The organism is Paraburkholderia fungorum (genome assembly GCF_900099835.1).
Classification (GTDB): Bacteria; Pseudomonadota; Gammaproteobacteria; order Burkholderiales; family Burkholderiaceae; genus Paraburkholderia; species Paraburkholderia fungorum_A.
This window is the reverse complement of the sequence record NZ_FNKP01000002.1, coordinates 2,729,691-2,752,594: the sequence shown is the minus strand read 5'-3', so window position 1 is coordinate 2,752,594 and position 22,904 is coordinate 2,729,691. Positions and strand designations below refer to the sequence as shown.

20 protein-coding genes and 1 pseudogene are annotated in these 22,904 nt (G+C 60.1%); 13 read left to right on the top strand and 8 right to left on the bottom strand.

What is annotated here, in order from left to right; genetic code table 11:
- The first annotated feature begins 1,692 nt into the window (after positions 1-1,692).
- Positions 1,693-2,439, top strand: coding sequence for a response regulator (locus BLS41_RS28215; protein ID WP_074770754.1), 747 nt, complete (start codon positions 1,693-1,695; stop codon positions 2,437-2,439).
- 121 nt (positions 2,440-2,560) lie between these two features.
- Here BLS41_RS28215 and BLS41_RS39720 read toward each other — a convergent pair whose 3' ends face one another.
- The 7 genes and pseudogenes from BLS41_RS39720 to BLS41_RS28180 form a co-directional block, all read right to left on the bottom strand.
- Positions 2,561-2,971 carry a DMT family transporter gene (locus BLS41_RS39720; protein ID WP_253189824.1) on the bottom strand — a complete coding sequence of 137 codons (411 nt, stop codon included), beginning with the start codon at positions 2,969-2,971 and terminating at the stop codon, positions 2,561-2,563.
- Between the two features lie 258 nt (positions 2,972-3,229).
- Complete coding sequence (locus BLS41_RS28205) at positions 3,230-4,180, bottom strand: bifunctional helix-turn-helix transcriptional regulator/GNAT family N-acetyltransferase (protein WP_074770752.1); 951 nt, start codon at positions 4,178-4,180, stop codon at positions 3,230-3,232.
- Between the two features lie 400 nt (positions 4,181-4,580).
- Positions 4,581-4,685, bottom strand: a pseudogene (locus BLS41_RS38635) (IS6 family transposase); the annotation flags it as partial.
- Between the two features lie 18 nt (positions 4,686-4,703).
- A complete protein-coding gene (locus BLS41_RS28195) occupies positions 4,704-5,465 on the bottom strand; it encodes a class I SAM-dependent methyltransferase (RefSeq protein ID WP_074770751.1) in 762 nt (253 codons plus the stop codon).
- Positions 5,466-5,492: 27 nt separating this feature from the next.
- Positions 5,493-6,554: a glycosyltransferase family 2 protein gene (locus BLS41_RS28190; RefSeq protein WP_074770750.1), complete on the bottom strand. Its 1,062-nt coding sequence runs from the start codon at positions 6,552-6,554 to the stop codon at positions 5,493-5,495.
- Between the two features lie 13 nt (positions 6,555-6,567).
- Positions 6,568-7,809 (bottom strand): glycosyltransferase family 87 protein, encoded by a 1,242-nt coding sequence (locus BLS41_RS28185; RefSeq protein ID WP_171910321.1) that lies wholly within the window; start codon positions 7,807-7,809, stop codon positions 6,568-6,570.
- 41 nt (positions 7,810-7,850) lie between these two features.
- Positions 7,851-9,089, bottom strand: coding sequence for a glycosyltransferase family 87 protein (locus BLS41_RS28180; RefSeq protein WP_253189783.1), 1,239 nt, complete (start codon positions 9,087-9,089; stop codon positions 7,851-7,853).
- Between the two features lie 1,005 nt (positions 9,090-10,094).
- Between BLS41_RS28180 and BLS41_RS28175 the strand changes: the two genes are divergently transcribed.
- The 12 genes from BLS41_RS28175 (at position 10,095) to BLS41_RS28120 (ending at position 21,401) form a co-directional block, all read left to right on the top strand.
- Complete coding sequence (locus tag BLS41_RS28175; protein WP_074770748.1) at positions 10,095-10,265, top strand: Flp family type IVb pilin; 171 nt, start codon at positions 10,095-10,097, stop codon at positions 10,263-10,265.
- A 198-nt stretch (positions 10,266-10,463) separates the two neighbouring features.
- Positions 10,464-10,991: an A24 family peptidase gene (locus BLS41_RS28170; protein WP_074770747.1), complete on the top strand. Its 528-nt coding sequence runs from the start codon at positions 10,464-10,466 to the stop codon at positions 10,989-10,991.
- Between the two features lie 113 nt (positions 10,992-11,104).
- Complete coding sequence (gene cpaB / locus BLS41_RS28165; protein WP_074770746.1) at positions 11,105-11,929, top strand: Flp pilus assembly protein CpaB; 825 nt, start codon at positions 11,105-11,107, stop codon at positions 11,927-11,929.
- A 79-nt stretch (positions 11,930-12,008) separates the two neighbouring features.
- Positions 12,009-13,916, top strand: coding sequence for a type II and III secretion system protein family protein (locus tag BLS41_RS28160; RefSeq protein WP_074770745.1), 1,908 nt, complete (start codon positions 12,009-12,011; stop codon positions 13,914-13,916).
- A 20-nt stretch (positions 13,917-13,936) separates the two neighbouring features.
- A complete protein-coding gene (locus BLS41_RS28155) occupies positions 13,937-14,251 on the top strand; it encodes a hypothetical protein (protein WP_074770744.1) in 315 nt (104 codons plus the stop codon).
- Positions 14,252-14,333: 82 nt separating this feature from the next.
- Complete coding sequence (locus tag BLS41_RS28150) at positions 14,334-15,542, top strand: CpaE/TadZ family protein (RefSeq protein ID WP_074770743.1); 1,209 nt, start codon at positions 14,334-14,336, stop codon at positions 15,540-15,542.
- Between the two features lie 17 nt (positions 15,543-15,559).
- On the top strand, positions 15,560-16,927 hold the full coding sequence (locus BLS41_RS28145; protein ID WP_074770742.1) for a TadA family conjugal transfer-associated ATPase: 1,368 nt from the start codon (positions 15,560-15,562) through the stop codon (positions 16,925-16,927).
- A 52-nt stretch (positions 16,928-16,979) separates the two neighbouring features.
- Positions 16,980-17,957, top strand: a complete 978-nt coding sequence (locus BLS41_RS28140) for a type II secretion system F family protein (protein ID WP_074770741.1) — start codon at positions 16,980-16,982, stop codon at positions 17,955-17,957.
- A gap of 46 nt (positions 17,958-18,003) precedes the next feature.
- Positions 18,004-18,975 carry a type II secretion system F family protein gene (locus BLS41_RS28135; protein WP_074770740.1) on the top strand — a complete coding sequence of 324 codons (972 nt, stop codon included), beginning with the start codon at positions 18,004-18,006 and terminating at the stop codon, positions 18,973-18,975.
- A gap of 90 nt (positions 18,976-19,065) precedes the next feature.
- Positions 19,066-19,518 carry a TadE/TadG family type IV pilus assembly protein gene (locus tag BLS41_RS28130; protein ID WP_074770738.1) on the top strand — a complete coding sequence of 151 codons (453 nt, stop codon included), beginning with the start codon at positions 19,066-19,068 and terminating at the stop codon, positions 19,516-19,518.
- A gap of 76 nt (positions 19,519-19,594) precedes the next feature.
- Entirely contained in the window at positions 19,595-20,050 is a 456-nt protein-coding gene (locus tag BLS41_RS28125; protein WP_074770736.1) for a TadE/TadG family type IV pilus assembly protein, read from the top strand.
- A gap of 34 nt (positions 20,051-20,084) precedes the next feature.
- On the top strand, positions 20,085-21,401 hold the full coding sequence (locus BLS41_RS28120) for a pilus assembly protein TadG-related protein (protein ID WP_083380102.1): 1,317 nt from the start codon (positions 20,085-20,087) through the stop codon (positions 21,399-21,401).
- 141 nt (positions 21,402-21,542) lie between these two features.
- On the opposite strand, the gene BLS41_RS28115 is transcribed toward BLS41_RS28120, so the two are convergent.
- Positions 21,543-22,799: an MFS transporter gene (locus BLS41_RS28115; protein ID WP_074771239.1), complete on the bottom strand. Its 1,257-nt coding sequence runs from the start codon at positions 22,797-22,799 to the stop codon at positions 21,543-21,545.
- Positions 22,800-22,904 lie beyond the last annotated feature (105 nt).

The following is a 22,904-nucleotide window of genomic DNA, read 5'->3' as shown; positions in this document are numbered from 1 at the left end:
GCATTAGTAACAGCCACAAAACCTAAAAGCGACGAGTCCCAATTGCCGATAGCGGTCTTAACGCTGTCGTAGACAATGTCCGACCCGCGACGCACGACAAACCGTGCCGAGATAATCCCCTGCCCCTGCGAAAAACCTAGTGCGTCGATGTCATTCTTCAGTAGCACTCCACTTACTTCGAACTTCGCGTGCGACGACAAGTCCCCTGCAACGGCAAATTCCTGCTCCATTGCGTTTGACAGGTAGGTACCAAACGATCCACCGACTGGCGAGTGCATCCGGGCCGCGCGTAAGAAGACTGGATAAGGGTTATCGTGAGTCTCCGGTGCGTCAAACGGTTCGATACGTCCTTCGACTGGACCCAAAGACTTTAAGGTCTGAAGGTTGTCAACGGACGGTGCATATCTAGCTGCGTCGACTGACGTGCATGCAGCAAGAATGCAACTTAACGTCAAGCACACAACAGTCCTGTTCAACATCAAATATTTCCCATTGTTGAATCGTTCTACAAGTAATTGAGATCACTTCCGGCGGCAGCGCTCAAATCGAAGCCAACAGAGCGGCTAGTGGCATCGCCCAAAAATCGATCGCACGTTGATCGTGAGAGATGGAATTGAGTGCTCAGTCACGCAGATGGATGTTATCTGAACAGGCATTGCGTTTGATTTCAGCTATTCGCTTCGATTATTGCAGTGCGGAAACAATGCGCGCCCCAACGAAACAAAGCGCTCATCATTTCGGTAAATTTCCAGCGTAATCTGCAATTCATCGACGCACGATTTATCGGCAGAATTTATTGAATCTGAAGTTACGCCTTATCGACCGGTCGCCGAAACGCGAGTCCGTCCCGTCGACAACGTCGCTTATTTGCAAGCTGCCAGATTCCGATGACGAACACGAAACGGCACGCGGGCATTTGCTGCCGACACACCCAACATGCCGTCGCCGACACTCAACGGGTGTTCGCGGAACTGTTATGACCGGCTACACATGATTGTTGATTGCGCTGAACATCTCTGAATCCTTCTTTTTAAATATTCTTAAGCGTCCTTCCTTCTGGAGGGATCTCTTGGATCGAAGTCGGCAATTTTTTGTTTACCGGGAGGTTATCTTGAATATTGGCTCTGTGACTAACACCCAATGGACCAGGCCGTCCTACCAGCCAGTTGCCCAGTCATCGGATTGGGATCCACTCGATCCATTGGTAAGCGTCGCTTGTGACATCGTTACTGTCGCGATAGCGGTAGCGCCAGTGGTTGGCCTGCTGGGCAGTATCATCGACATCTTCGTCTGATCGAGCGTCGGCCGCCCACGTCCATTTCTTTTCTCGCGCTGCGCTGATTGCGATCCGCTTAAGCGCAGATCAGGCGTGGGAGGTCGTCTATTGTTTTCCAGATCGATGTCGAACGAGGGATTCGGATAGTAGAAGCACTGTGCGTACGAAGCATACCGCTCACTTAGTGGAAAGTAGCTTCTCGCGGCTGCCGATAATCTTTCGGTTGTCTGCTTGCTGCGCTGAATCCGCTCGAGTCCAGCGATCAACTCTCAACAGCACCAAAGCACGATCAGGAATCGACGTATGACGTGCTGTTTATTTCACCCCCGACATAATATGTCGCCCCGGCCCCAATCTCGATGGGCAGACGAAATCAGGGAAGCCACCATCCAGGCTAGCGTTGGGAAATGACTTTTATGCCGCACATTCTAATAGTTGATGTCGAAGAGGAAATCAGGTCCTTGCTGACCGCCTTTTTCCGCAAGCACGGCCATGAGGTCAGCGCGGCGATCAACGGAGAGACGCTGTTCGCTGCAATAGAACGCCAGCCGGTCGATCTCGTTATCCTCGACGTCATGCTAGAGGGCGAGGACGCGTTCAGCCTCTGCCGGCAACTGCGCGCCACATCGAAGATACCTGTCATCATGCTCACCGCGGTTGCCGATCACGTCGACAGAGTCATGGGGCTTGAGATTGGCGCCGACGACTACCTGGTCAAGCCCTTCGACGCGAGGAAGCTATTGGCGCGAGTGAAGGCTGTTTTGCGCAGGACGAGAGATGCGGAATACACGGCAGGAAGCACATCAACAAGACCAGTCTTTCTTTTCGCTGACTGGCGATTTGACATCGCCAAACGTGAACTTCGATCGACAGACAATACGTTGACGATCCTGTCGAGTAATGAGTTCGATATCCTGCTTGTATTTGCCGAGCATCCGCAACGGATACTGAGCCGTGAACAGTTACTGGATATGGCTCGCGGTTCAACCTGTGAAGCCTACGGTCAAAGCATCGATGTTCAGGTCGGCCGCCTTCGCCGCAAGCTCGACACGCACGTGAGCGGCGAATCCGTCATTCGAACAGTCCGCGGAGGCGGATATATGTTCACTCCAGTGGTGTGCCGCGGATGGCCAGAAAGCCGAGATGCTCCGGCGAATCACTGATTTGACGGTCGAAATCGAGGGGCGAGGAGATCCGTCATTTCGCTTGTCAGTGTCCGATTGTGCCAAGAAGCGGCCATCAGGGTTGCGCGTTCGCGCTGGTTTTGCCCTTGGTGAGTCATGCCTACGGTCGCGTTGCAGACTTCGCGGTTGCGTCATTGTCTGCGTGGCGTTGTTTTTGACACGTAGCCAAAACTAGTCCGGCCGTGACCATGACAAGCGACGTCACCAATGCGAATGACGGCAAGCGGCCCGCTTTCACTAGTTCAATGATCGCGGCGGTAACCGGACCCAATGCCTGAAATGCTACGACGCGACTTGCATCCATTTTTGCCAGCGCCCACAACCAACAAAAATATCCTGGTCCGCTTGAAAGACCGATGAATAAAATATTGGCCCATTGCAAACCCGTGAGGGACGGCATGAGCGGCTGTCGCGTTAGTAAGCAATATCCGCTCAACAACAAAACGGCGGCTCCCATCGCCAGTGAACAGGTTGTTAATGCCGGATAGCGACGAAGAAAGGGGCGATACAAGTTACTGGCAACTGCGCCGACAAGCTTGGCGCCCAACAGAGCGCAAAACCCAAAAAGACTGGTTACGTGAGACGACGTGTCGGTCCGACCAGTACCGCAATACCGATCAGATACCGCAAAAAGGCGAGCGTGGCTGGCGAAAGTTCACCGGCGACCGCTCTCGTGGATACCATGACCGCACCAACCAAAGCACCGGACGTTGCGGCCGCAAGTGTCGCTCTTACGTTGATGGTCATTTCGAGCCAATGCAGTTCAGGATTATTTTCCGGGTCGAACGAACTGCTGCTCGATCACCTTGATTCCCCATTGGCCGCCCGGTTCCTCATTCGTTAGTTCGAACCCAAAGGACTCATAGAGACGCCTTGCCGCATCCAACCCTTTGAATGTCCAGAGCTGGGTTGCATCGAAGCCTTGCTGGTCGCAAAAATTCACGGCCGCAGACAGCAATTGCCGGCCCGCACCGCCGCCGCGACAGCCTTCGTCGAGGATGAACCAGCGCAAATGCGCTTGATTGTTGCCAAGGTCCTGTCCATCAATGGCGATTGAACCGACGATGCTGTCGTTTTGAATTGCGGTCCAGATTTGGTTGCGCTGCTCACCAAGTCGGCCTGCGAATTCGGCCACGCCAGTCGCGACCTGACTTTCAAAGAACTGCCCAAAGCCTGAGTGACGTGAATAGAACGCAGCATGCATTTCAGCGACGCGGCCGATAATGCCAGGACGATACCCGGTATCGATTTGTATGTTGCTTCGCGTCGACGTTACCGTCCCCTCACGGCGCGCCGTCAACGCGTGGGCGTATGCGTTAAGTCCGTCAGCGATAGCTTGCTGTCGTGAAGGATTAAGGTTTTCAAGTGCAGACGTCACCTGCATTCTGCCGTAGGAATGAATCTTGTCGAGGGTGCGCTTGCCTTTCTTGGTCAGGAAAAGCTGTTTAACGCGGCCGTCATTGTCACCAACGGCCTCCTCAAGTTCACCGGCTTCGATGAGCTTAGCCACCATTCGGCTGACACTGGATTTCTCCAGGCTGAGGGCCTGGACAAGTTGCGCGGCCGTTGAGGCACCGTTGGTACCGATTTCCAGCAAAGCGTGGACCGCCGATGGGGAGTAATGAGTACCGGCCAAAGTAGTCTGCATGAATCCAAGCTCTCGAACCATGGTGCGTGACGCGGCGCGGATTTCATCAATGAGGGACGGACAGGCGTTCATGGGTAGGCTCCAGATCAACATGGTTGCACTATACAACAATAAAGTTGCATAATACAACCAGTTGATTTGGCGTGACCGTCGTGCCTGAATCAGGCAGAACAGCGAGGGATGCAATAGCAAACAACAATCGAACTGCGAAAAGCCGGTTTCGGACGAACGTCCGCTGTCGATCAAGCACGAGCCACAAAGCAGGTCCGTTAGACCTTGGCGCGAACGTCTCTTCATGGCCCGAAACCGGAAGATCACTCTCTACCCGCATCCAACTTCTTCGCGAGGTTATGTCAACGCGTCCGGCAAAAGCGCGGCCGACGGGGCTCGTACTCGGCAGCAGTGAGTTGACTCTCGGGCGGCGAGATTGATCTTCACAGTTGGATCGGACAAGCGGGGGACTCGCTCCTTTAGCCTTCTCCAGAACCGGTAGCATCCTGATAGCCCGGCGATGCACCGTTGAATGGTCGACCGGAATTCCGTGTTCCGTCTTTATCTCTTCCTGGTGCCGAAGAGCGGCCTGCTTCGCGCGACCTCATTCGCCCACGTCCCCGGTAGGCTTCCGCAACACAGCGAGCAACGACAAGCCGAAAGGCAGCGCACCGTGCGCAAGCCAGTGCCGCTCGACACTAAACAGACCATAAAGCGCCGCATTAAACGGTTGCGCTGGAACCGGAGCGCCCGTCGCGGCGTTGAAACCCGTCAGGCGCGACAACCATCGCGCGGCCGCCGCAAGAGGAAATAGCAGCGTATTGAAATAGCTGATGCGCTCGATGTCGTACCCGGCCGCCTCGATGCATCGCGTGAGCGTTGCCCGGCTGTAGCGTCGGTGGTGCCGCAGGAATACGTCGTGAGCGCTCCACAGACTCGGGCACGCTGGCACCGTCAACACGATCACGCCGCCTGGGGCCAGCAACGATTGCATGCGCGCGAGCGATCCAACGTCGTCGACGATATGTTCGAGGCAGTCGAAGAAACAGATGAGGTCGAAGCGCTCGCCGGTTGCCGTGCCGAAAGGCACGTCATCCGGGCAGCGACCGGCCCGGATATCAAAGCGGCCACCGGTTTTTCGCGCGCACAGTGCACGCGCGGTGCGGTCCATCTCGAGACCGCTTACCGTCCCGAATCCGGCCAGCATGTCGAGGTTGCCGCCGGTGCCGGAACCCACTTCCAGCACTCGCGCATTGGGTGGCAAGGCGAGGCTGCGCAGCACCGCTTGCAACACCTTGCGCCGGCCGCGGAACCACCAGTGGTCGGCTTCGGTTTCGGCCATTTCCAGATAGGCGTCAGGGGACATCGTCGGCTCCTTGGCAGTGAATCCGGCTTATTGACCGACCACGCGGACGCTGGGCGCAACGCGCCTGCGAACGACCTCGGGGCGCGCCACATGAACTGGCCGTACCGGCTGGCGGTCCCGATGCAGCACGGTCACTTTGGTCTTCGCCTGATATCGGCGTCGCACGAGATAGACCGGGCGCTTTTTCGATTCGTAGTAAATGCGTCCGACGTATTCACCCACCACGCCGATGCCGATCAGCTCGATGCCGCTCATGAACAGCATCAGCGAAATCGTGGACGCGTAGCCAGGCACCGGGTTTCCCGACCACAGCGTACGCGCGACGATGTACCCGCCGTAGCAGAACGCCAGCGTTGCAATCGAGAGACCAATGTAGGTCCAGCTGCGCAACGGCACCGTACTGAAGCTGGTGATGCCTTCGAGCGCGAAATTCCACAGCTTCCATCCCGAGAATTTCGAGTGCCCGGCGCTGCGCGGTTCGCGTTCGTATTCGACGATGACAGTCCGGTAGCCGACCCACGCAAAGAGTCCCTTCATGAAGCGGCGGCGTTCGGGCAGGCTGCGCAGGGCATTGACGACCTGGCGATCGATCAGCCGAAAGTCGCCGACGTTTTCCGGCAGCTTCACTTCGGATAGCGCGTTATGGACGCGGTAATAAAGTCCTGCCGCCGTGCGTTTTGCGAAGGAATCACAGGCGCGATTGGTCCGTTTGGCGGCCACAACCTCGGCGCCCGCGCGCCAGTGCTTCACCATCACGGGGATCAGGCCCGGCGGGTCCTGCAGATCCGCGTCGATTGGAATGACGGCGTCGCCCACCGCTTCGTCGATACCGGCGGTCAACGCCGCTTCCTTGCCGAAGTTGCGCGTCAGGTCGATGACACGGATGCGCTTGTCGTTCGTGCTGGCGGCGATCAACTGGTCGAGCGTACCGTCGCTACTGCCGTCGTTGACGCAGACGATTTCGAAACGTGTGTGTTCGATCGATTCGAGAATCGGCACGACGGCGGTAAAGAAGCGCTCTACCGCCTGTTCTTCGTTGTAGAACGGCACAACGAGCGAGATCAATGGCTTGTTGACAGGAGTGGACATGTTTTTCCCCGATCTATTTTTGTTGGTCTATGTAATGAGTGGACATCGCACGTATTGCCATGCCGTTGCGTTCGAGCGCAATGCGTCGCACCAGCATGCCGAGTGTAGTCATGGTGAGAAGCGGCAAAAACTGGAACGGCAACCGGGTGACGATCACCATGCCGGCGAGAGGCGCGAGCCACAGCACGATCAGCCATTCGCGTTCGCCGCGCAGCCATCCACGGCGTAAGCCGTCATTGCAATACCAGGCGATGAGCACGCCGTACCACGCAAGGTCGTAGTCGTACAGATAAGGGCTGACAAGCAGGCTTGCGCAAACGAGCGTCGCTGCGCGCAGCGCATGGCTGCACGCGTTACGCCACGCATACCAGACGGCGGCAGTCGCCAGCGACGCGCTGATTGCCTGAGCCGCGTAACCGGCCGTCAACGGCGCGTGGGCCAGCTTCATCAGCGCGAGGGCGGTCGGCATGCGCGCCAGGAAGGCCCGGCCCGATTCAACGAAACCGGCTGCCATACCCGCGTTGTGCATGAATGCGACGAATGTAGCTGGGCCGAACCATATTGCTGCGAGCGCGAGCGTCGTTAAGGTGGTCAGCATGAACGCCAGCAATGCGCGCCATGAACGTGCGAAAAGCAGAGCCAGCGGAAACAGCACGACAAGATGCGGTTTCATGCATAGCAATCCAAAGCATATTCCGGCAACGACAGGCCGGCGAGGCAGCGCAAATAGTCCGGCGGCGGCGAGTGCTGCGGTCAGCATGCCGTTTTGCCCCGCGACTGCCACCACCGCGACGCCAGGGAAAGCGAGCGCGACCAGAATCGTTACACGGTGCGGCACGATCGAGTGAATGGTTTTGACGAACAGCGCCGTCGTGCCGGCAATGAATGTCACCGCGGCAGCGTGCAATGGCAGCAGGGCGAGCGGCGACATGATCACCAGGGTGTTGGGCGGATACAGCCACGGCAGCATGCCGCCCATGGTGCGGAAGTACGGCGACGCACTCGCTTCGACGCTGGTCAACGCGTTGATGTTGTAGGCATCCACGGCATGGCCGTGAAGCGCAAGAAACGAGGCGCTCCAGAAGGGCAGGATATCCATTGCTATCGGCGGAAAACCGGCAAGCTGCTGCCACACCACGCGATAGAGATAGATGATGAAGACGGCGACGTAGCAGACCAGCACCACGGACGCATAGATCGACATACGTTTGCTGTCGAGCCAATGCGCGCCGGTGATCGCGGTGGTGTCACGCATCGCCACGCTGCTTATCGGCAGTTTGCGCGAGGAGGGCAGGCTCATGACGTCATCTCACCGGCGATCCGCACGCGGCGGAGGATCAACAGCAGCATCGACAGCAGGATGAGCGGGCCGATCTGCGGGCCTTGAATCAGCCGGTTGAAGTACTCATAAAGCGGCAACAGCCACGCGAGCACCAGAACAGACTGTTCAGCGCGACGCCATCCGTTGTCGAAGCCGGTTGCCATCAGGCAGGCAACAGCGATACCGGACCAGGCCAGCTCGTAGCCCCAAACGTAGGGATTGACGACGAGGGTGGCGACGCCCAGCGCAGCGGCGCGCAGGCGGGTGTCGCGTGTGTGGATCCAGACATGGCAGGCCGCCGCAATGGCGATCAATGCCACGCACGCCTGCCCCGCATACGCCAATGCGAGCGGAGCGCCGCCTTCGCGCAGCACGGCGAACGGAGTGGGCGAGGCGAGCCAGTAGTCACGACGATGTTCCAGCACGACTTCTCGAGCGAGCTTCGTGCCCGCCAGAAACATCGGCAACGATTGGGCGCCACTGGTGATGATGCCCAGAATGCCGAACAGCGATGCGCTCAATGCGGCGAAGCCCAGCGTGCGCCATGCCCGCGCGGCGATCAACACGAACGGGAATAGCAACGCCATTTGCGGTTTCATTGCCAGCAAGCCGATGCACGCACCGGCGCGAGCCGGGTGGCGAATCAGCCAGTGAACGGCTAATGCGGCCAAGCCGGCGGTCAGCAGTGAATTCTGCCCAACCACGGCGGCCACGAACACGCACGGAGAGGCAGCAACGAACAGCCACGCATGGCCTGAACGGCTCATGCTGGAAGCGAGTCGGGAGACGCCGAGCGTCGCGAATACGAAGAGCAGCGTGCTGAGTCCGATAAAAAGAAAGTAGGCGACGACAGGCGGTATCAGCGCGAATGGTCTGACGAGCAGCAGAAACGTGGGCGGATACAACCAGGGAAGAAAGCCGCCCCGTGGATACTGGAACAGCGCCTTCTGGATTTTTTCGAAGTAGGTGTAGTCGTAGACTTGCCACGCGGGGCCGTGCAGCATCGCGTTCGAAGCCGACCAGAAAACCGAGAAATCGACACCCGGTTTCGGGAGATCGCCAGCAGTGAACCCGTCGCTTACCTGCGCCCAGAGCACAAAGAAAACGGCGTACAGGATCAGCATCGCGCCGCTATACACGGCCACGCGTTCAGCAATGAGAACATTGCGAATGGGTTTTGCGCGGCTGCGCAAACCGGGTTGTAGAAGGTCCATGATCCCCGCCGTTCTGTTGTCCGGATGTGATCCCGTGGATCCATCCAGATGCTCTATTTTTTGTTTCAGATTACTAATCGTATTCAATCGGCTTCGTTTGATAAGCGTTGTTTTTGCGTTGCCGATTGATTCATTGTGTGAAGAAAATTAACCGACTTGCAAGCGCCTAATTTTCTTCCTCAAGGGTGAGAGGTATCAGAGACCTCTTCTGGCGAGGAAAGCGGACACCCTTATGTGCGCTACCACTCAAACCGTTCTCAGCGCTGAGACGGGTTATGCAAAGCGAATGTTTTCAGAACACTGTTTTTCTGGTGAATCGGGAGCATCGCTGTACCAGGGTATGTCCCAGGTAAATCGTTTGGAGCCCACAGCCGGTGGGCCTCTACAGGAATTTCGCCGTGGATCAGCGACACCGGAAACTGTCGCAGGGGTGAGACGTTTCGTGCGCAAGCGGGAGGGACCGCGTGGGGCGTCAATGCGAAACCCTTGTGTTTTCAATCTCTTGGTCGAGCTGGCATCCCGCTTGCTCTAAAGGGGATGCGCCAAGTTGACGACCCGACCAGCTCGACAACGAAGCGCCCCAGAAGCAGACCGCGAGTTTTTGAAGTCGCGACTGCTTAAAGAGAGCGCCGGCTTGGACCGGCAGCCGGAAATGACGCAATACGGGGTAGAACATGACAATCAAGTCGAAAAGACTGACTGACCATCGCAAGTGCAGGGCGAACCACACGCTCACACGCCACCAATGGCTTGCAGCCGGCGCATCTCTGTTCGCCCGCCGGCTGCAACGCCTGACCTGCGAAGCGGCCACGCTGCTCTGCCCACCGGCCTCTATTTATTCCGTTTCGCTGAAGCCTGCCCCAGTGCGGATCAATACCTGCACACAGGCGAATCTTCGTCGAACGTAATCTCGCTTCATCTATTTTTTCCTGCAGTGCCGGTAGTGCGTACCCTCGGGCCAATCCTGGTCAAGGGCATTTATTTAGACATCCATAGGAGTCTGTCATGAAGAACATCATCGCTCAAGCTTCCCGTTTTGTCCGCGACGAAGACGGCATTTCGGCCATCGAATATGCGCTGCTCGGCTCGCTGATCGCCATTGTCATCGGCACAGCAATGACCTCGCTGGCGACGGCCATCAAAACGACTTTCGACAATATCGCCACCGCTCTTTAATGCGCCCACGGGCGGGCGAACGGGAGCTTCCGGTTCGTCCGTACCGGGTTGAGTCAGCCGTCGATGGCGCGCCTTCCCAGGCGCTGCCAACGGTGCGGCCAGCACGCCGGCTATCCGGCGAACGAATTCTTTCCGGCTGCAGTGAAGCGTTGCTGCAGCCGTAGCGTGAACAACCAGTCCGACGGAGCGAGACCTTTCATGACACCGCTGCCCCTGCCGCCGCAACCTGTGCCTTTGTGCGTGATCGTGCTGGTCATCGTGGCGGCCAGCACCGACATCGTCACGCGCCGGATTCCGAATCGCGTGATCGCGATCGGCCTGGTGGCGGCGCTTGGCGTGCAGCTCTGGTTACATGGACTGGCGAACGGAGCGCTCGCGTGGCTGGCGGGCGCCGCGTGTGGCTTCGCGTTGCTATTGCCGTTCTATCTGGTACGCGGCATGGCCGCTGGCGACGTCAAGTTGCTGCTGACGGTCGGCGCATGGGTTGGCCCCGTCATGACGTTTCATATCGCGCTGGTCACGCTCGTGATCGGCGGAGTGTGGTCGGTTGGGCTGGTGGTGGGCCGCCGTCGCGTCGCGCAATTGCTGATCAATTTGCGGCAGATCCTGACGCCGCAAACGTCGTCGAGCGGCGGGAGATTAACGGCATCGGTGGGCAGCATTCCGTACGGTGTCGCGATCGCGGCCGGCACGCTCGGCATGTTGTTCGCGGCGACGTTCCCGTAACGCAACGAGGTTGAAACAATCCTGCCGCCGGCGAGAACCGCCTGAGGCAATCGTATCGAAAGCGGACATCCGGCGGGACCGGACGTTGTGATGAACCATGCAGGAGTGTTGCCATGAAAAACAGTCGCGCTTTAGTCATGCTTGCTTTTGCCGTGCTGGCCGGCCTCGCCGCCGTGGTGCTGGCGTCGCGCTGGCTGTTGCAGACCTCGTCGAGCGCCGTGACGCCGGTGGTTGTGGCTGCGGGCGTCGTCAACCTCGGCGAGCCGATCACGCCCGCGCTCGTCCACACGATCAACTGGCCCACGGGCAGCGTTCCGCCCGGTGCTTTCGTCGACGACAAAGCGCTCCAGGGACGCGTCGTACTGACGAGTCTCGCACCCGGCGAGCCGGTGCTCGAATCGAAGCTCGCGCCGGTCGGTACGAAAGGTGGACTCTCGGCGGTGATCGGTTCGGGCCGCCGGGCGATCACGGTGCGCGTCAACGACGTGGTCGGCGTGGCCGGTTTTGCGTTGCCCGGCAATTACGTCGACGTGATCGTGAATACGCAGCGACCCGCCAGCGTCGACACGCAACAAAGCATCTCGAAGATCGTACTCGAACAGATTCTCGTGCTCGCGGTAGCGCAGCAGGTGAGCCGCGACGACACCGCGCCGAAAGTGGTCAACGCAGTCACGCTCGAAGTGACGCCCGAGCAGGCCGAGAAGCTCGACCTCGCGCGCAGCGTCGGCACGCTGTCGCTCGTCTTGCGCAATCAGATCGACAAGCAGACACCCTCGACGGACGGCGCGACCAAACTCACCTTGCTCGATATGCCGGCATCGGCGCCAGCGGTCGAGCCGGTTCATCCGGTGCGTGCGCACTACGCGGCGCGGCCGGCGCCGAAGCGCGACTGCATCGGTGTGCTGTCGGGCGCGACGGGCAGTGTCGAGTGTTTTTAATCCGGCGCGGCGTTCGGCACGACACATTCAAAAACGACGGTCTCGGCGCATCGGCATCGAGCAACGGGGGCATAAGAACATGAAAACAGAACTGGGGTTCTCATCCGGCAGCCGCACGCGTCGTCGCGCGCTGAGCGGGACAGTGCTCGCTGCAGCGCTGTGCGCTGCAATGGGCATGGCGCAAAACGGCGCAGCGCAGGTGATGAACGGAGCACCTGGGCCCGGTCAGGGCGCGGCGAATGCGCCGTTGCCGGTTGGGCGCGGTCCCGTGCCGATGATGATCAGCATGGCGCCGATGTCGGCCGCACCGTCGGCCGGCGGCAAGTCGATCGGCAATGCGCCGTTGAGTGGCCCAAGCTGCACAGGCGAGATCACCGATGAATCGAGCGTCGCGGTCCCGGTCGGCAAGTCGGCGCTCGTGCCGCTTGCCGAACCGGCACGCAACCGCACGCTCGGCAACCCGATCGTCGCGCAGGCCACGCTGGTGTCCGCGCGCACGCTCTACGTCGTTGGCATGACGGTCGGCACGACCAACATGATCGTGCAGGGACGCAGCGGCCGCTGCCAGATCATCGACGTCATCGTCAATGTCGATTCGGACGGACTGCAGCGAACCTTGCAGCAACTGTTGCCGTCCGAGCACAACATTCGCGTTTCGTCCGCCGCCGGCAATTTCGTGCTGGCGGGCAATGTGTCGAATCCGCAGGCCGCGCAGCAGGCGGTGGAGATCGCCAACGCATTCGCGGGCGCGCAACCGACCCAGCAACAGCAGGCGAGCACCACGAACTTCGCCGGCGCGGCCGCCAGCCTGAGTCAGCAGAGTTCGAGCGTCAGCAAGCCATCAGAGATCATCAACATGATGACGGTTGGTTCGCCCCAGCAGGTGATGCTCGAAGTCAAGGTCGCCGAAGTCTCGAAGACCCTGCTCAACCAGTTGGGCGCGGCGGTCAATATCCAGGGCGGCTTCGGGTCGTGGACCGGCGCGCTGGTGAGCAGCCTGCTCGCGGGCGTGGGTAACGGCATCGCCGTCAGCAAGGCGAACAACCGGCCGTTCAACATCGCCGTCGATGCGCAGAAGAGCGACAGCCTCGGCAAGATTCTCGCAGAGCCCAATCTCGTGACGCTCAGCGGTCAGGAAGCGTCGTTCCTCGCCGGTGGCAGGGTCTTCATTCCGGTGCCGCAAAGCAACGGCACCGGCGGCTCGACCATCACGCTGCAGGAAGAAGAATTCGGCGTAGGTCTGAAATTCACACCGACCGTGCTGGCGGGCAGCCGCATCAATCTGAAGGTCGCGCCTGAGGTCTCCGAACTGTCGCCGACCGGGGTCACCGTGACCTCATCCGGCACCAGCGGCTCGGCGATCCTGCCGCTCATCACGACCCGGCGCGCGGCGACCACCGTACAGATGAACGACGGCGAAAGCTTCGCGATCGGTGGGCTGATCCAGAACAACATTACGGGCTCGCTCAAGGCGGTTCCGGGTATCGGTGAAGTACCGGTGCTGGGCGCGCTGTTTCGCAGCACGTCGTTCCAGCAGGACCGCACGGAACTCGTTTTCATCATCACCGTGCATCTCGTGAAGCCTCTGCCGAGCGGCGATTATCCGCTGCCGACCGACAGTTTCCACCCGACCTCCGACGCTGCCGTCTACGCCACCGGCAACATGGAAGGCCGTCAGCCGCGACCGGCTGCCCCGGCATCCGCTGCGCCGAATGCGCCGCAAGCGCCGGCACCTGCACCGGTACCGGAGTCGAACACGCCGGCTGCGTTGTCGCCGCGCGATACGCAGGTCGGCCGGGAGCCTGCGGTGGCAGTCGGCTCGCCGGAGAGTGCGGGGGCGTCGATGGCGACACCGCTGTCACCCGCTAACGCACCTTCCGTCAGCGGCGCCGCACCGAATCCCGATGCGACGCAGCAGCGGTCCGCAACGGGCGATCAGCAGGTACTCGCCAAAGCGGGCGCAACCCCTCCCGCAGATGCACGTTAAAGCGTGGCCAGGAGAATCTCATGACACTCGAACATCTTGTTTTGGCTGGCCGCGCGGCACTCGTGCTGACGCTGGGCGCAGCGCTTGGCGGTTGCATGACGAGCACGCCGACGTGGGACGCGCATTTCGGCGACGCCGTGCGTACCGTCAGCCAGATGCAGATCATCGATCCGCACGCGGGCGAGCACACGCCGTCCACGCCGGGCGTCGACGGCAAGGCGGCAGTGGCGGCACAGAACGCCTACGACAAATCGTTCCAGACGCCGCCGTCCACGTCGAATGCGTTCGTGATCGGCATCGGCAATGGCAACGGCGCTGGCACCGGCGGGCAGTGATACCTGTGACCGCCCCGCGTCTTGCGCATTTCGCTGACGGCAACCTCCGTCGGTCCATCTGGTTCGTTGCGGTGAGAACATCATGATCAATGTCCTGGCCCTCTCTGAAGACAGCACCCGGCTCGCGCAGATCGTGCGTCTGATCGGCGAATGCGGCGGTTGCCGGACCACCCGCGCGACCGGCAAGCCGTCGCGTCTGAGCGAACGGGGCGACAGTCTCGATGCGTTCGATGTGCTGATGGTCGACGCGGAGTCGCTCACCGACGCCGAACTTGCCGTCGTCGAGAGTCTGCATCACGCGCATGCGCGGCTCACCTGCATTCTGGTGACGCCCGACACGTCGTCGCCAACCCTGATCGCCGCCATGCGCGCGGGTTTTCGCGACGTGCTCGGCTGGCCGCTCGATTCACGGCCGCTGAGCGAAGCGCTGCGCCGCGCGCAGGCCCAATGCGCGCCCGGCCACGCGCACGACACGCGGATCCTTTCGTTCATGTCGTGCAAGGGCGGCGCGGGCACCAGCTTTATCGCCAGCAACGTGGCGCACGCGATTGCGAGCAGCGCGCAAAAGCGCGTATTGCTGATCGATCTCAACCAGCAATTCGCCGACGCCGCTTTTCTCGTGTCCGATGAAACGCCGCCTTCGACATTGCCGCAAATCTGTTCTCAGATAGAGCGCATGGATCTCGCGTTTTTCGATGCGAGCCTCGTGCATGTCAGCGAGCACTTTCACATCCTGGCGGGCGCGGGCGACCCGATCAAGGCGGCCGAACTGCAGGACGACCGGCTCGAATGGATTCTCGGCGTGGCGGTGCCGCGTTACGACTTCGTGCTGTTCGACCTCGGCCAGACCATCAATCAACTGTCGATGCTCGCGCTCGACAGCAGCGAGCAGATCCATATCGTGCTGCAGGCGAGCATGCCGCATGTGCGGGCCGGCCGCAGGCTGCAGGAGATTCTCGGTTCGCTCGGCTATGCATCCGATCAGATGCGGCTCCTGCTGAACCGCTACACGCGCCATGCCGAGCGTCCGCGCGCGGCGCTCGAACAGGTGCTGGGCATGCAGGCGTGGCAGGTCATTCCAGAAGATGCGGCAGTCGTATCGGACGCGATGAATCAGGGCTTGCCGGTTCTGACGACCGCTCGTAAAAGCGACGTCGCGCGCAGCCTGCAAACGCTCGCGCAAAACATTGTGGGCGGCGTGCCGGCATCGGGGCGGCAGCCCGCGGGACGCACGTCGTTGTTGTCGCGGCTGGTTAGCCGTCCGGCGTCGCCGAAACTCGAAACGATGTAACGCCAGAGGGGATCATCATGTCGCTTCGTCAACAGCTTTCCGCGCAACGCAACCCGCCGTTGGGCGCTTTACCGGACCAGGCCGATCCGGGTGCGGGCATGATGCGCGCAGCGTATCAGAAGCTCAAGCGCGAGGTTCATCAGGCCGTGCTCGAACGCGTCGAACTGGAGCGTCTGTCGCGCCTGCCCGCCGATCAGGTCCGGCAGGAAATCGCCGCGCTGATCGGCCGCATTCTCGAAGATCAGAAGGCGCCCGCTAATGATCTCGAACGCAGGCAACTCGTCGTCGACGTACACGACGAGATGTTCGGCTTCGGACCGCTCGAAGTCCTGTTGCGCGACCCGACCGTGTCGGACATTCTGGTCAATACGCACCGACATACCTATGTCGAACGGCGCGGGCGTCTCGAAGCGACTGACGTGACGTTCTACGACGACGCGCATCTGATGAAGGTGATCGAGAAAATCGTCTCCGGCGTCGGGCGGCATATCGACGAATCGAGCCCGATGGTCGATGCGCGTCTGCCGGACGGCTCGCGCGTGAACGCGATCATCCGGCCATGCGCGATCGACGGCCCGCTGCTGTCGATCCGCCGCTTCGCGGTCAAACCGCTCGAGGTGTTCGACCTCGTCGAATTGCAGAGCCTGACGCCGCCGATGGCAGAAGTGCTCGATGCGCTCGCACGCGCCAAGGTCAACATTCTGGTGTCGGGCGGCACGGGCAGCGGCAAGACCACACTGCTCAACGTTCTCTCGGGTTTCATTCCCGCCGACGAACGCATCGTCACGATCGAAGATGCGGCCGAACTGCAATTGCGCCAGCCGCACGTGCTGCGGCTGGAGACGCGCTCGGCGAACATCGAAGGACGCGGCGAGATCACGCAGCGCACACTGGTGCGCAACGCGCTGCGGATGCGGCCCGACCGGATCATTCTCGGCGAAGTGCGCGGCGCCGAGGCGCTCGACATGCTCAACGCAATGAACACCGGCCACGAAGGCTCGCTGTCCACGATCCACGCCAATACGCCGCGCGATGCGCTCACGCGGCTCGAAAACATGATCAGTCTCGGCGGCCTGTCGCTGCCGACCAAAACCATGCGTCAGCAGATTGCTTCGGCGATCTCGGTGGTCGTGCAGGCCGTCAGACTGACCGATGGCCGCCGCAAGATCGTCAGCATCTCTGAGCTGACCGGACTCGAAGGCGACATGATCAACATGCAGGAGATCTTCGTTTTCAAACGCTCCGGTGTCGATTCGAAAGGCACGGTTCGCGGACACTTCTGCGCGACCGGCGTGCGGCCGAAGTTCGCCGAGCGTTTGCAGGCATTCGGTGTCGCGCCATCGGATCAGATCTACGATCCGGCCCGTCGGTTCGAAACGACATGACGGGTCGCACTTTCGCGCGTGAGCGGGCGGACCGCTGTCTGAGGAGACTCGCATGAAGCCGATTTTCTACGCATCGATCGTTTTGTTGTTCGTTGCCGTGGCGCTGGCAATGGAAGGCGTCTACGAATACTGGAACAGCCGGCATGGACCGGCCGCACGCCGCGTCGATTCGCGGATTCGCGCGGTATCGGCGGGCGGACAGGTCAGCCGGGAGCGCCTCTCGATTCTGAAGACGCGCATGCTGGCCGGTTCGTCGTGGTCGGAAAGCCTCATGTTGCGCGTGCCGCGCGTGCATGCCATCGATCTGTTTCTGCAGCAGTCGGGACTGACGTGGACGGTGGCGCGGCTCATCGGTACATGTGCGGTCATGCCGCCGCTCGTGCTGCTGCTGGGCAGCCTGGTCGCCGCGCCGCTGGTTCTGACGGCGGGCGCCGCCGCGTTCTGCGCGATGCTGCCGGTGCTGTATGTGAAGCGCCACCGCAACAGGCGCATCCGCCAACTCGAACGGCAACTGCCGGATGTCTGCGACATGCTGGCCCGCGCATTGCGCTCGGGGCACGCATTTACTGGTGCGATCGACATGGTGAGCACCGAGTTCCCGGAGCCGATGAGCGGCGAATTCCGCATTACGTTCGATGAAATCAATTACGGCGTGTCGATCAGCGAAGCGTTGACGAATCTCGCGACACGCGTGCCGATTCGCGATTTGCGCTACTTCGTGATCGCCGTGCTGATCCAGCGCGAGACGGGCGGCAATCTTTCCGAAGTGCTCGACAGCATTGCCGCGCTGATCCGCGAACGGGCAAGGCTGTTCGACAAGGTTCGCGTTCTCTCTGCCGAAGGCAGGATGTCGGCCTGGGTGCTGAGCCTGCTGCCGTTCGTCACGGCGGTCCTGTTGATGCTGGTCAATCCGGGCTTTATGGACGTGCTGTGGGAAGACCCGGTGGGGATCAGGATGGTTGGGGTCGTCTTTACGTCGATGGTGTTCGGGATGCTCTGGATGCGGCACATCGTCAGGATCCGGGTGTAGGGACGCCGCGCGGAATCATGCGCACGAATTTAATCGAGGAGAGGTCATGCAAACGCTCAACGTGACGCAGATGCTGCTGCTCGCTGCGGTCTTCGCCGTTGTGTTCGCCGCCGCATTCGGCGTGATGCACTTTTTCGCGCCACGCGACCTGCGTCGGCGGATCGAGCAGGCGGGCGGCGCGCAGGTTGCGGCAGGAGGCGGCGAGACACTGGAGTCGCCGGATATTCCCTGGTTTGAAAGGCTCGCGGAGATTTCACAGCCGCTATCCAGATTGTCCCTTCCGAAAGACGGCTGGGAGAAATCCGCGCTGCGGCTGCATCTGATGAACGCGGGCTGGCGATCGCCCAGCGCTGCGCCGGTCTACTTCGCCGCCAAGACCGCGCTGGCCGTCGTGTTGCCGATGCTGGGGTTGCTCTGGCTGCTCGGCGCATCGATCGATGCAACGACCAATGAACGCCTGGTGATCCTGACGATTGTGGGCGCGCTGGGTTTTTATCTGCCGAACATCGTGCTGACCCGGCGCATTGCGTGGCGCAAGCGGGTTCTGGTCGAAGACTTTCCCGATGCGCTCGATCTGATGACGGTTTGCGTCGAATCCGGTCTGGGCCTGGATGCATCGCTGATGCGAGTGAGCGATGAAATCAGACTGAGCAGTCCGGTGGTGGCAAGCGAGCTTGAACTGATGCTGCTGGAAATGCGTTCGGGGTTCTCGAAGGAAAAAGCGTTGCGCAATTTTTCGCTTCGCACAGGCGTGGAAGATATCGATTCGTTTAGCGCGATGCTGGTTCAGGCGGAGCGTTTCGGCACGAGCGTGGGGGCGTCGCTGAGAGTGTTGTCCGACACGCTGCGTACACGGCGGCGTATGCGCGCGGAAGAGAAGGCCGCCAAAATCGCGGTGAAACTGCTGTTCCCGCTTATTTTCTGCATTTTCCCGGCGCTACTCGCGGTGTTGCTGGGGCCGGCGATGATTCATATCGTCCGTGAAGTGTTTCCGAGTATGGGCGTCGTCTCGTTTTGAGGACGGTGCTTTTGCGCGCTGTCGGAGTAACGAAATAAACGCTCACTGGACAATTGACTGACGTACTCATCGACGCACGGGGAGGGGCCAATGAAACGGAAAAATCAGCACGGCGGAGCGGCGGTGGAGTTCGCTCTTGTGCTCCCCATCCTGCTTGCGTTGCTGTTCGGCACGGTGCAATTCGGCTGGCTGGTGAACAACTATCTGACGTTGACGAATGCGGCCTCGCTTGGTGCACGCTTGCTGGCCTCGGAGCGCGGCTACGCCAAGCCCTATACCGATACGCAACAGGCAATCCTGAGTTCCACGGCCTCGTTGACAAGCGCGCTGACCATCACGATGAGCGTGGGCGGCAGCACCTGTTCGAGCGACAGCACTTGCGCGGCCGCGTTAGGAACATCGACCGTTGCGCCGACCGCTGGAACACAGGCGAAGATATCGCTCGGATACTCGTTTTCGCCCATTTTCAGCGGCACTTTATTCAACCTCAAGTCGATCATGCCGACCAGCCTGAGCGCGAATATGTCCGAGATCGTGCAATGAATATCGACCTGCACATTCGTCGGCAATGCGCCGTTGATGTCGAACACTGCTGCGTTTACGTGAGCAGGAGCCGATCATGACGTTACAGAAACAGAAGGGCATCGCTGCCGTCGAGCTTGCCATCACGCTCCCTGTGCTTCTGCTGATCGTGCTGGGGCTCGCGCAATTCGGCTGGATGCTCAGCAACTACGTGATGGTCTCGAATGCCGCATCGGCGGGCGCTCGCTATTTCGCTGCGCAGCGCGGCACGACGAATCCCTATACCGGTACGCAGGCCCAGGTGCAAACGTCGGCGGCGGTGTTGAACAGCAGCAACCTGTCGATCACGGCGTCGGTCAATGGCGGCAACTGCACGAGCGATGCAGCGTGCGCCGCCGATCTGACGAGTGCCGCAAGCGGAGCCGCCGTTGCGAACGCGGTCGTGACGGTTACGTATAGCAATTTTTCGCCTTTATTCAAGGGCTCTTTGTCCGGTCTCTATTCGATGATGCCATCGGCGCTCGTCGCGACGGCAGTCGAGCGCGTGCAATAGACCAACCGGTTCGACAGTTTGGGAGGCGTGCATCATGAGAAGAAATCTGAAGTGTCGTGCTACGCCGGCGAAGCAACGGGGCGCCGTCACCGTGGTGGTGGCTTTATCGATGGTTGTTCTGTTGGGTTTTGCCGCGCTTGCCGTCGATTACGGTTATCTGGCTTATAGCCAAAAACGCTTGCAGAGCGCGACGGATGCCGCCGCGCTGGCAGGAGCCGTCGACCTCTGGACGCAACCGTGGACGACGGTCGTCACTAACGCACAGGCGTTCACGGCGGGGCAGGGCAACACCATTCCAGGCGGCGTCAACGCAGCGACCGCGACGATCACCGGGCTGACGTTGTCCAGCGTGACGTTGCCGTACAAACAGGCGGTATCGGGATACAACGGCATTAAGGTGACGCAACAGGCGACTGTGCCGATGTTTTTCGCCAAGGCGTTGGGCTTGAAATCGCAGACGATCAGCGCCACCTCGCAGGCCGCCGCGGGGGGCGGTTCCGAACCCGCTCTCTATAACGTGATGATCATTCTCGACACCACGAAATCGATGAGTACCACCACCGACAGCAATTGCAAGAATTCAAAAGGCGTCGCGCAGACAAGACTGCAGTGCGCGCAGGCTGGCGCGCTGCAATTGCTGACCGGCTTGACCAATGCCGGCGACAAGGTCGGATTGATGGCGTTTCCGCCGCAAACCTCGTCGACCTATAACTTCTCGTGCTCGGGCAAGGCGGCCACCATCGCCAGCAGTTATTCGGCTACGGGTGCCAGTTACCAGATCGCATCCGCGAGCACGGGCTATCTCGGCTCCAACATGCAGGCGAATACCAGCTCCGCGATCGTTCAGGCGCTGGGTGGCGGGAGTTGCTCCGGGTTGCCGGCGCCGGGCGGCCTCGGCACGTTTTACGCTCAGGCGATTACGGCGGCGCAAACATCGCTGGCCGCAACTGCATCGACGGAAAACCCGCCCGGACAGAACGTGATCATTCTGCTGAGCGACGGAATAGCGGAGTCTTCGATCGCTCAACTGGGCAGCACGTACAGCAGCACCTATGGAAGTGAGTGCCAGGCGGCTATCAACGCGGCTTCTGCCGTCAAGAGCAATACGGGAACCTTGATCTATACCGTTGCTTATCTCGGTGGCGAGGCAGCGTCGGCGCCGGGTTGTGGCGATGGTAACGACAAACTCACCGCCTGCAATACGATGGCCGCCATCGCGACGAACTCGTCGTATTTCTATTCCGATACGTGTTCGAATGCCGCTGGTGGAACCAATAGTCTGAATTCCTTGTTTACGCAGATTGCCTATAGTCTGACAAAGCCACGGTTGATTCCACTGAATGCTTCGTGATGAGGAGCGGGATGGACGTGCCAGTCAAACCATCCCGCTATTTTTTTGTGCGTTTGCTATTGTTCTTCCTTTTGCAAAGCCAGTTTCAATCCTCGTGCAAGGCGATCGCTATTTCACTCGGCTTTCACGGGAAAACCACGCCTACTGTTCCAGCAGCGTCGGACACGTTTCCGCCACATGAGCGGTCGGAATGATCGCGTCGAGCTTGACGCGAACGAACGTCCATAGCACAGCCGCGCCGATCAGATCGAATACCGCCAGAAGAATGAAAATCGGTGTGTATCCAACGTGGCCAACCACCGCTCCGACGATCAACGTAAAGCAGAATTGACCAATAGCGCTAATGGTCCCCACGCATCCCGTCACAGTCGCAACCTCGTTTTTGCGGAACAGGTCACTCGACATGGTGATAACCGTCACCGATAACGTCTGATGAGCAAAGCCGCCCAAACATAGCAGTGCAATCGCCGTCAAAGGATGCGCAACAAAGCCGACGAGCGGTACGGGCAACATCATCAAGGCACCGAAGGTAAACGCACATCGTCGGGCGTTGACCACGCTCATCTTCGTATATTTAAGCAGTGCTCCGACGAGCGCTCCACCGAAGACGCTGCCGATATCTGCCGCGAGAAATGGTAGCCATGCAAACAAGGCAATTTGCTTGAGATCCATATGTCGCACGGTACTCAGATAAAGCGGCAGCCAGAAGCTGAGCGTGATCCACGTTGGGTCAGCGAGAAATCGCGGCAAGGCGATACCCCAGAAATTGCGTTGCCGGATGATCGAATAAATGGACGGTCGCGCAGCGCTCGCCTGCAAATGCTTTTCCTGACCGGAAAGTATGTATTCCTTCTCGCGCGATGAAATGGCGCGGTGTTTCTCCGGCGAGTCATAGAGCCACAGCCAGAGAGCCAGCCATATAAAGCCGAGCCCGCCCGTGAACACGAACGCGAACTGCCAGTTATAGAACAGCGTTGCCCAGACGACGAGCGGCGGCGCGAGCATCGAACCCAACGACGCACCGATGTTGTAGATGCCGCCCGCGAGACCTCGTTCCTTCGCGGGAAACCATTGCGACGTGGCCTTCATCCCCGCCGGATGGACGGCGCCCTCGGGCAATCCCATGAGCCCTCGTGCCACCGCCAGGCCTTGCCAGGAGTGGACCAGGCCATGAGACATGGTGATGACCGACCACGCGACGCAGAACAGCGCAAAGCCGACCTTCAGCCCAATGACATCGATGACATAACCGGTGATCGGCTGTAGTGCGTTTGTGATCGTAAAGGCGCTCAGCACATACGAGTACTGCTGCGCGGTTAGATGCAACTGCGTGGTGAGCGTTGGAGCAGTGACCGCAAGCGTGCTTCTCGTCAGGAAATTCAGGCATGACGCAAGCATGATGGTGCCGATGATCCACCATCTCAGACCGCGGATTTTGTATGTCACTTCGTCTCCTTTTTTTTTAGAACGCTAATGCGTGATCGCCGAATAAAAAGCGAAGCC

What these genes read in the sequence shown, in the direction of transcription:
- BLS41_RS28185 (WP_171910321.1), bottom strand. Translation starts at nt 7,809, where the DNA reads ATGCGTGACACCACCGCGATCACCGGCGCGCATTGGCTCGACAGCAAA.
- cpaB (WP_074770746.1), top strand. Translation starts at nt 11,105, where the DNA reads ATGAAAAACAGTCGCGCTTTAGTCATGCTTGCTTTTGCCGTGCTGGCC.
- BLS41_RS28135 (WP_074770740.1), top strand. Translation starts at nt 18,004, where the DNA reads ATGCAAACGCTCAACGTGACGCAGATGCTGCTGCTCGCTGCGGTCTTC.
- BLS41_RS28190 (WP_074770750.1), bottom strand. Translation starts at nt 6,554, where the DNA reads ATGTCCACTCCTGTCAACAAGCCATTGATCTCGCTCGTTGTGCCGTTC.
- BLS41_RS28205 (WP_074770752.1), bottom strand. Translation starts at nt 4,180, where the DNA reads ATGAACGCCTGTCCGTCCCTCATTGATGAAATCCGCGCCGCGTCACGC.
- BLS41_RS28180 (WP_253189783.1), bottom strand. Translation starts at nt 9,089, where the DNA reads ATGGACCTTCTACAACCCGGTTTGCGCAGCCGCGCAAAACCCATTCGC.
- BLS41_RS28145 (WP_074770742.1), top strand. Translation starts at nt 15,560, where the DNA reads ATGTCGCTTCGTCAACAGCTTTCCGCGCAACGCAACCCGCCGTTGGGC.
- BLS41_RS28140 (WP_074770741.1), top strand. Translation starts at nt 16,980, where the DNA reads ATGAAGCCGATTTTCTACGCATCGATCGTTTTGTTGTTCGTTGCCGTG.
- BLS41_RS28195 (WP_074770751.1), bottom strand. Translation starts at nt 5,465, where the DNA reads ATGTCCCCTGACGCCTATCTGGAAATGGCCGAAACCGAAGCCGACCAC.
- BLS41_RS28125 (WP_074770736.1), top strand. Translation starts at nt 19,595, where the DNA reads ATGACGTTACAGAAACAGAAGGGCATCGCTGCCGTCGAGCTTGCCATC.
- BLS41_RS28215 (WP_074770754.1), top strand. Translation starts at nt 1,693, where the DNA reads ATGCCGCACATTCTAATAGTTGATGTCGAAGAGGAAATCAGGTCCTTG.
- BLS41_RS28155 (WP_074770744.1), top strand. Translation starts at nt 13,937, where the DNA reads ATGACACTCGAACATCTTGTTTTGGCTGGCCGCGCGGCACTCGTGCTG.
- BLS41_RS28120 (WP_083380102.1), top strand. Translation starts at nt 20,085, where the DNA reads ATGAGAAGAAATCTGAAGTGTCGTGCTACGCCGGCGAAGCAACGGGGC.
- BLS41_RS28175 (WP_074770748.1), top strand. Translation starts at nt 10,095, where the DNA reads ATGAAGAACATCATCGCTCAAGCTTCCCGTTTTGTCCGCGACGAAGAC.
- BLS41_RS28150 (WP_074770743.1), top strand. Translation starts at nt 14,334, where the DNA reads ATGATCAATGTCCTGGCCCTCTCTGAAGACAGCACCCGGCTCGCGCAG.
- BLS41_RS28170 (WP_074770747.1), top strand. Translation starts at nt 10,464, where the DNA reads ATGACACCGCTGCCCCTGCCGCCGCAACCTGTGCCTTTGTGCGTGATC.
- BLS41_RS28160 (WP_074770745.1), top strand. Translation starts at nt 12,009, where the DNA reads ATGAAAACAGAACTGGGGTTCTCATCCGGCAGCCGCACGCGTCGTCGC.
- BLS41_RS28115 (WP_074771239.1), bottom strand. Translation starts at nt 22,799, where the DNA reads ATGCTTGCGTCATGCCTGAATTTCCTGACGAGAAGCACGCTTGCGGTC.
- BLS41_RS28130 (WP_074770738.1), top strand. Translation starts at nt 19,066, where the DNA reads ATGAAACGGAAAAATCAGCACGGCGGAGCGGCGGTGGAGTTCGCTCTT.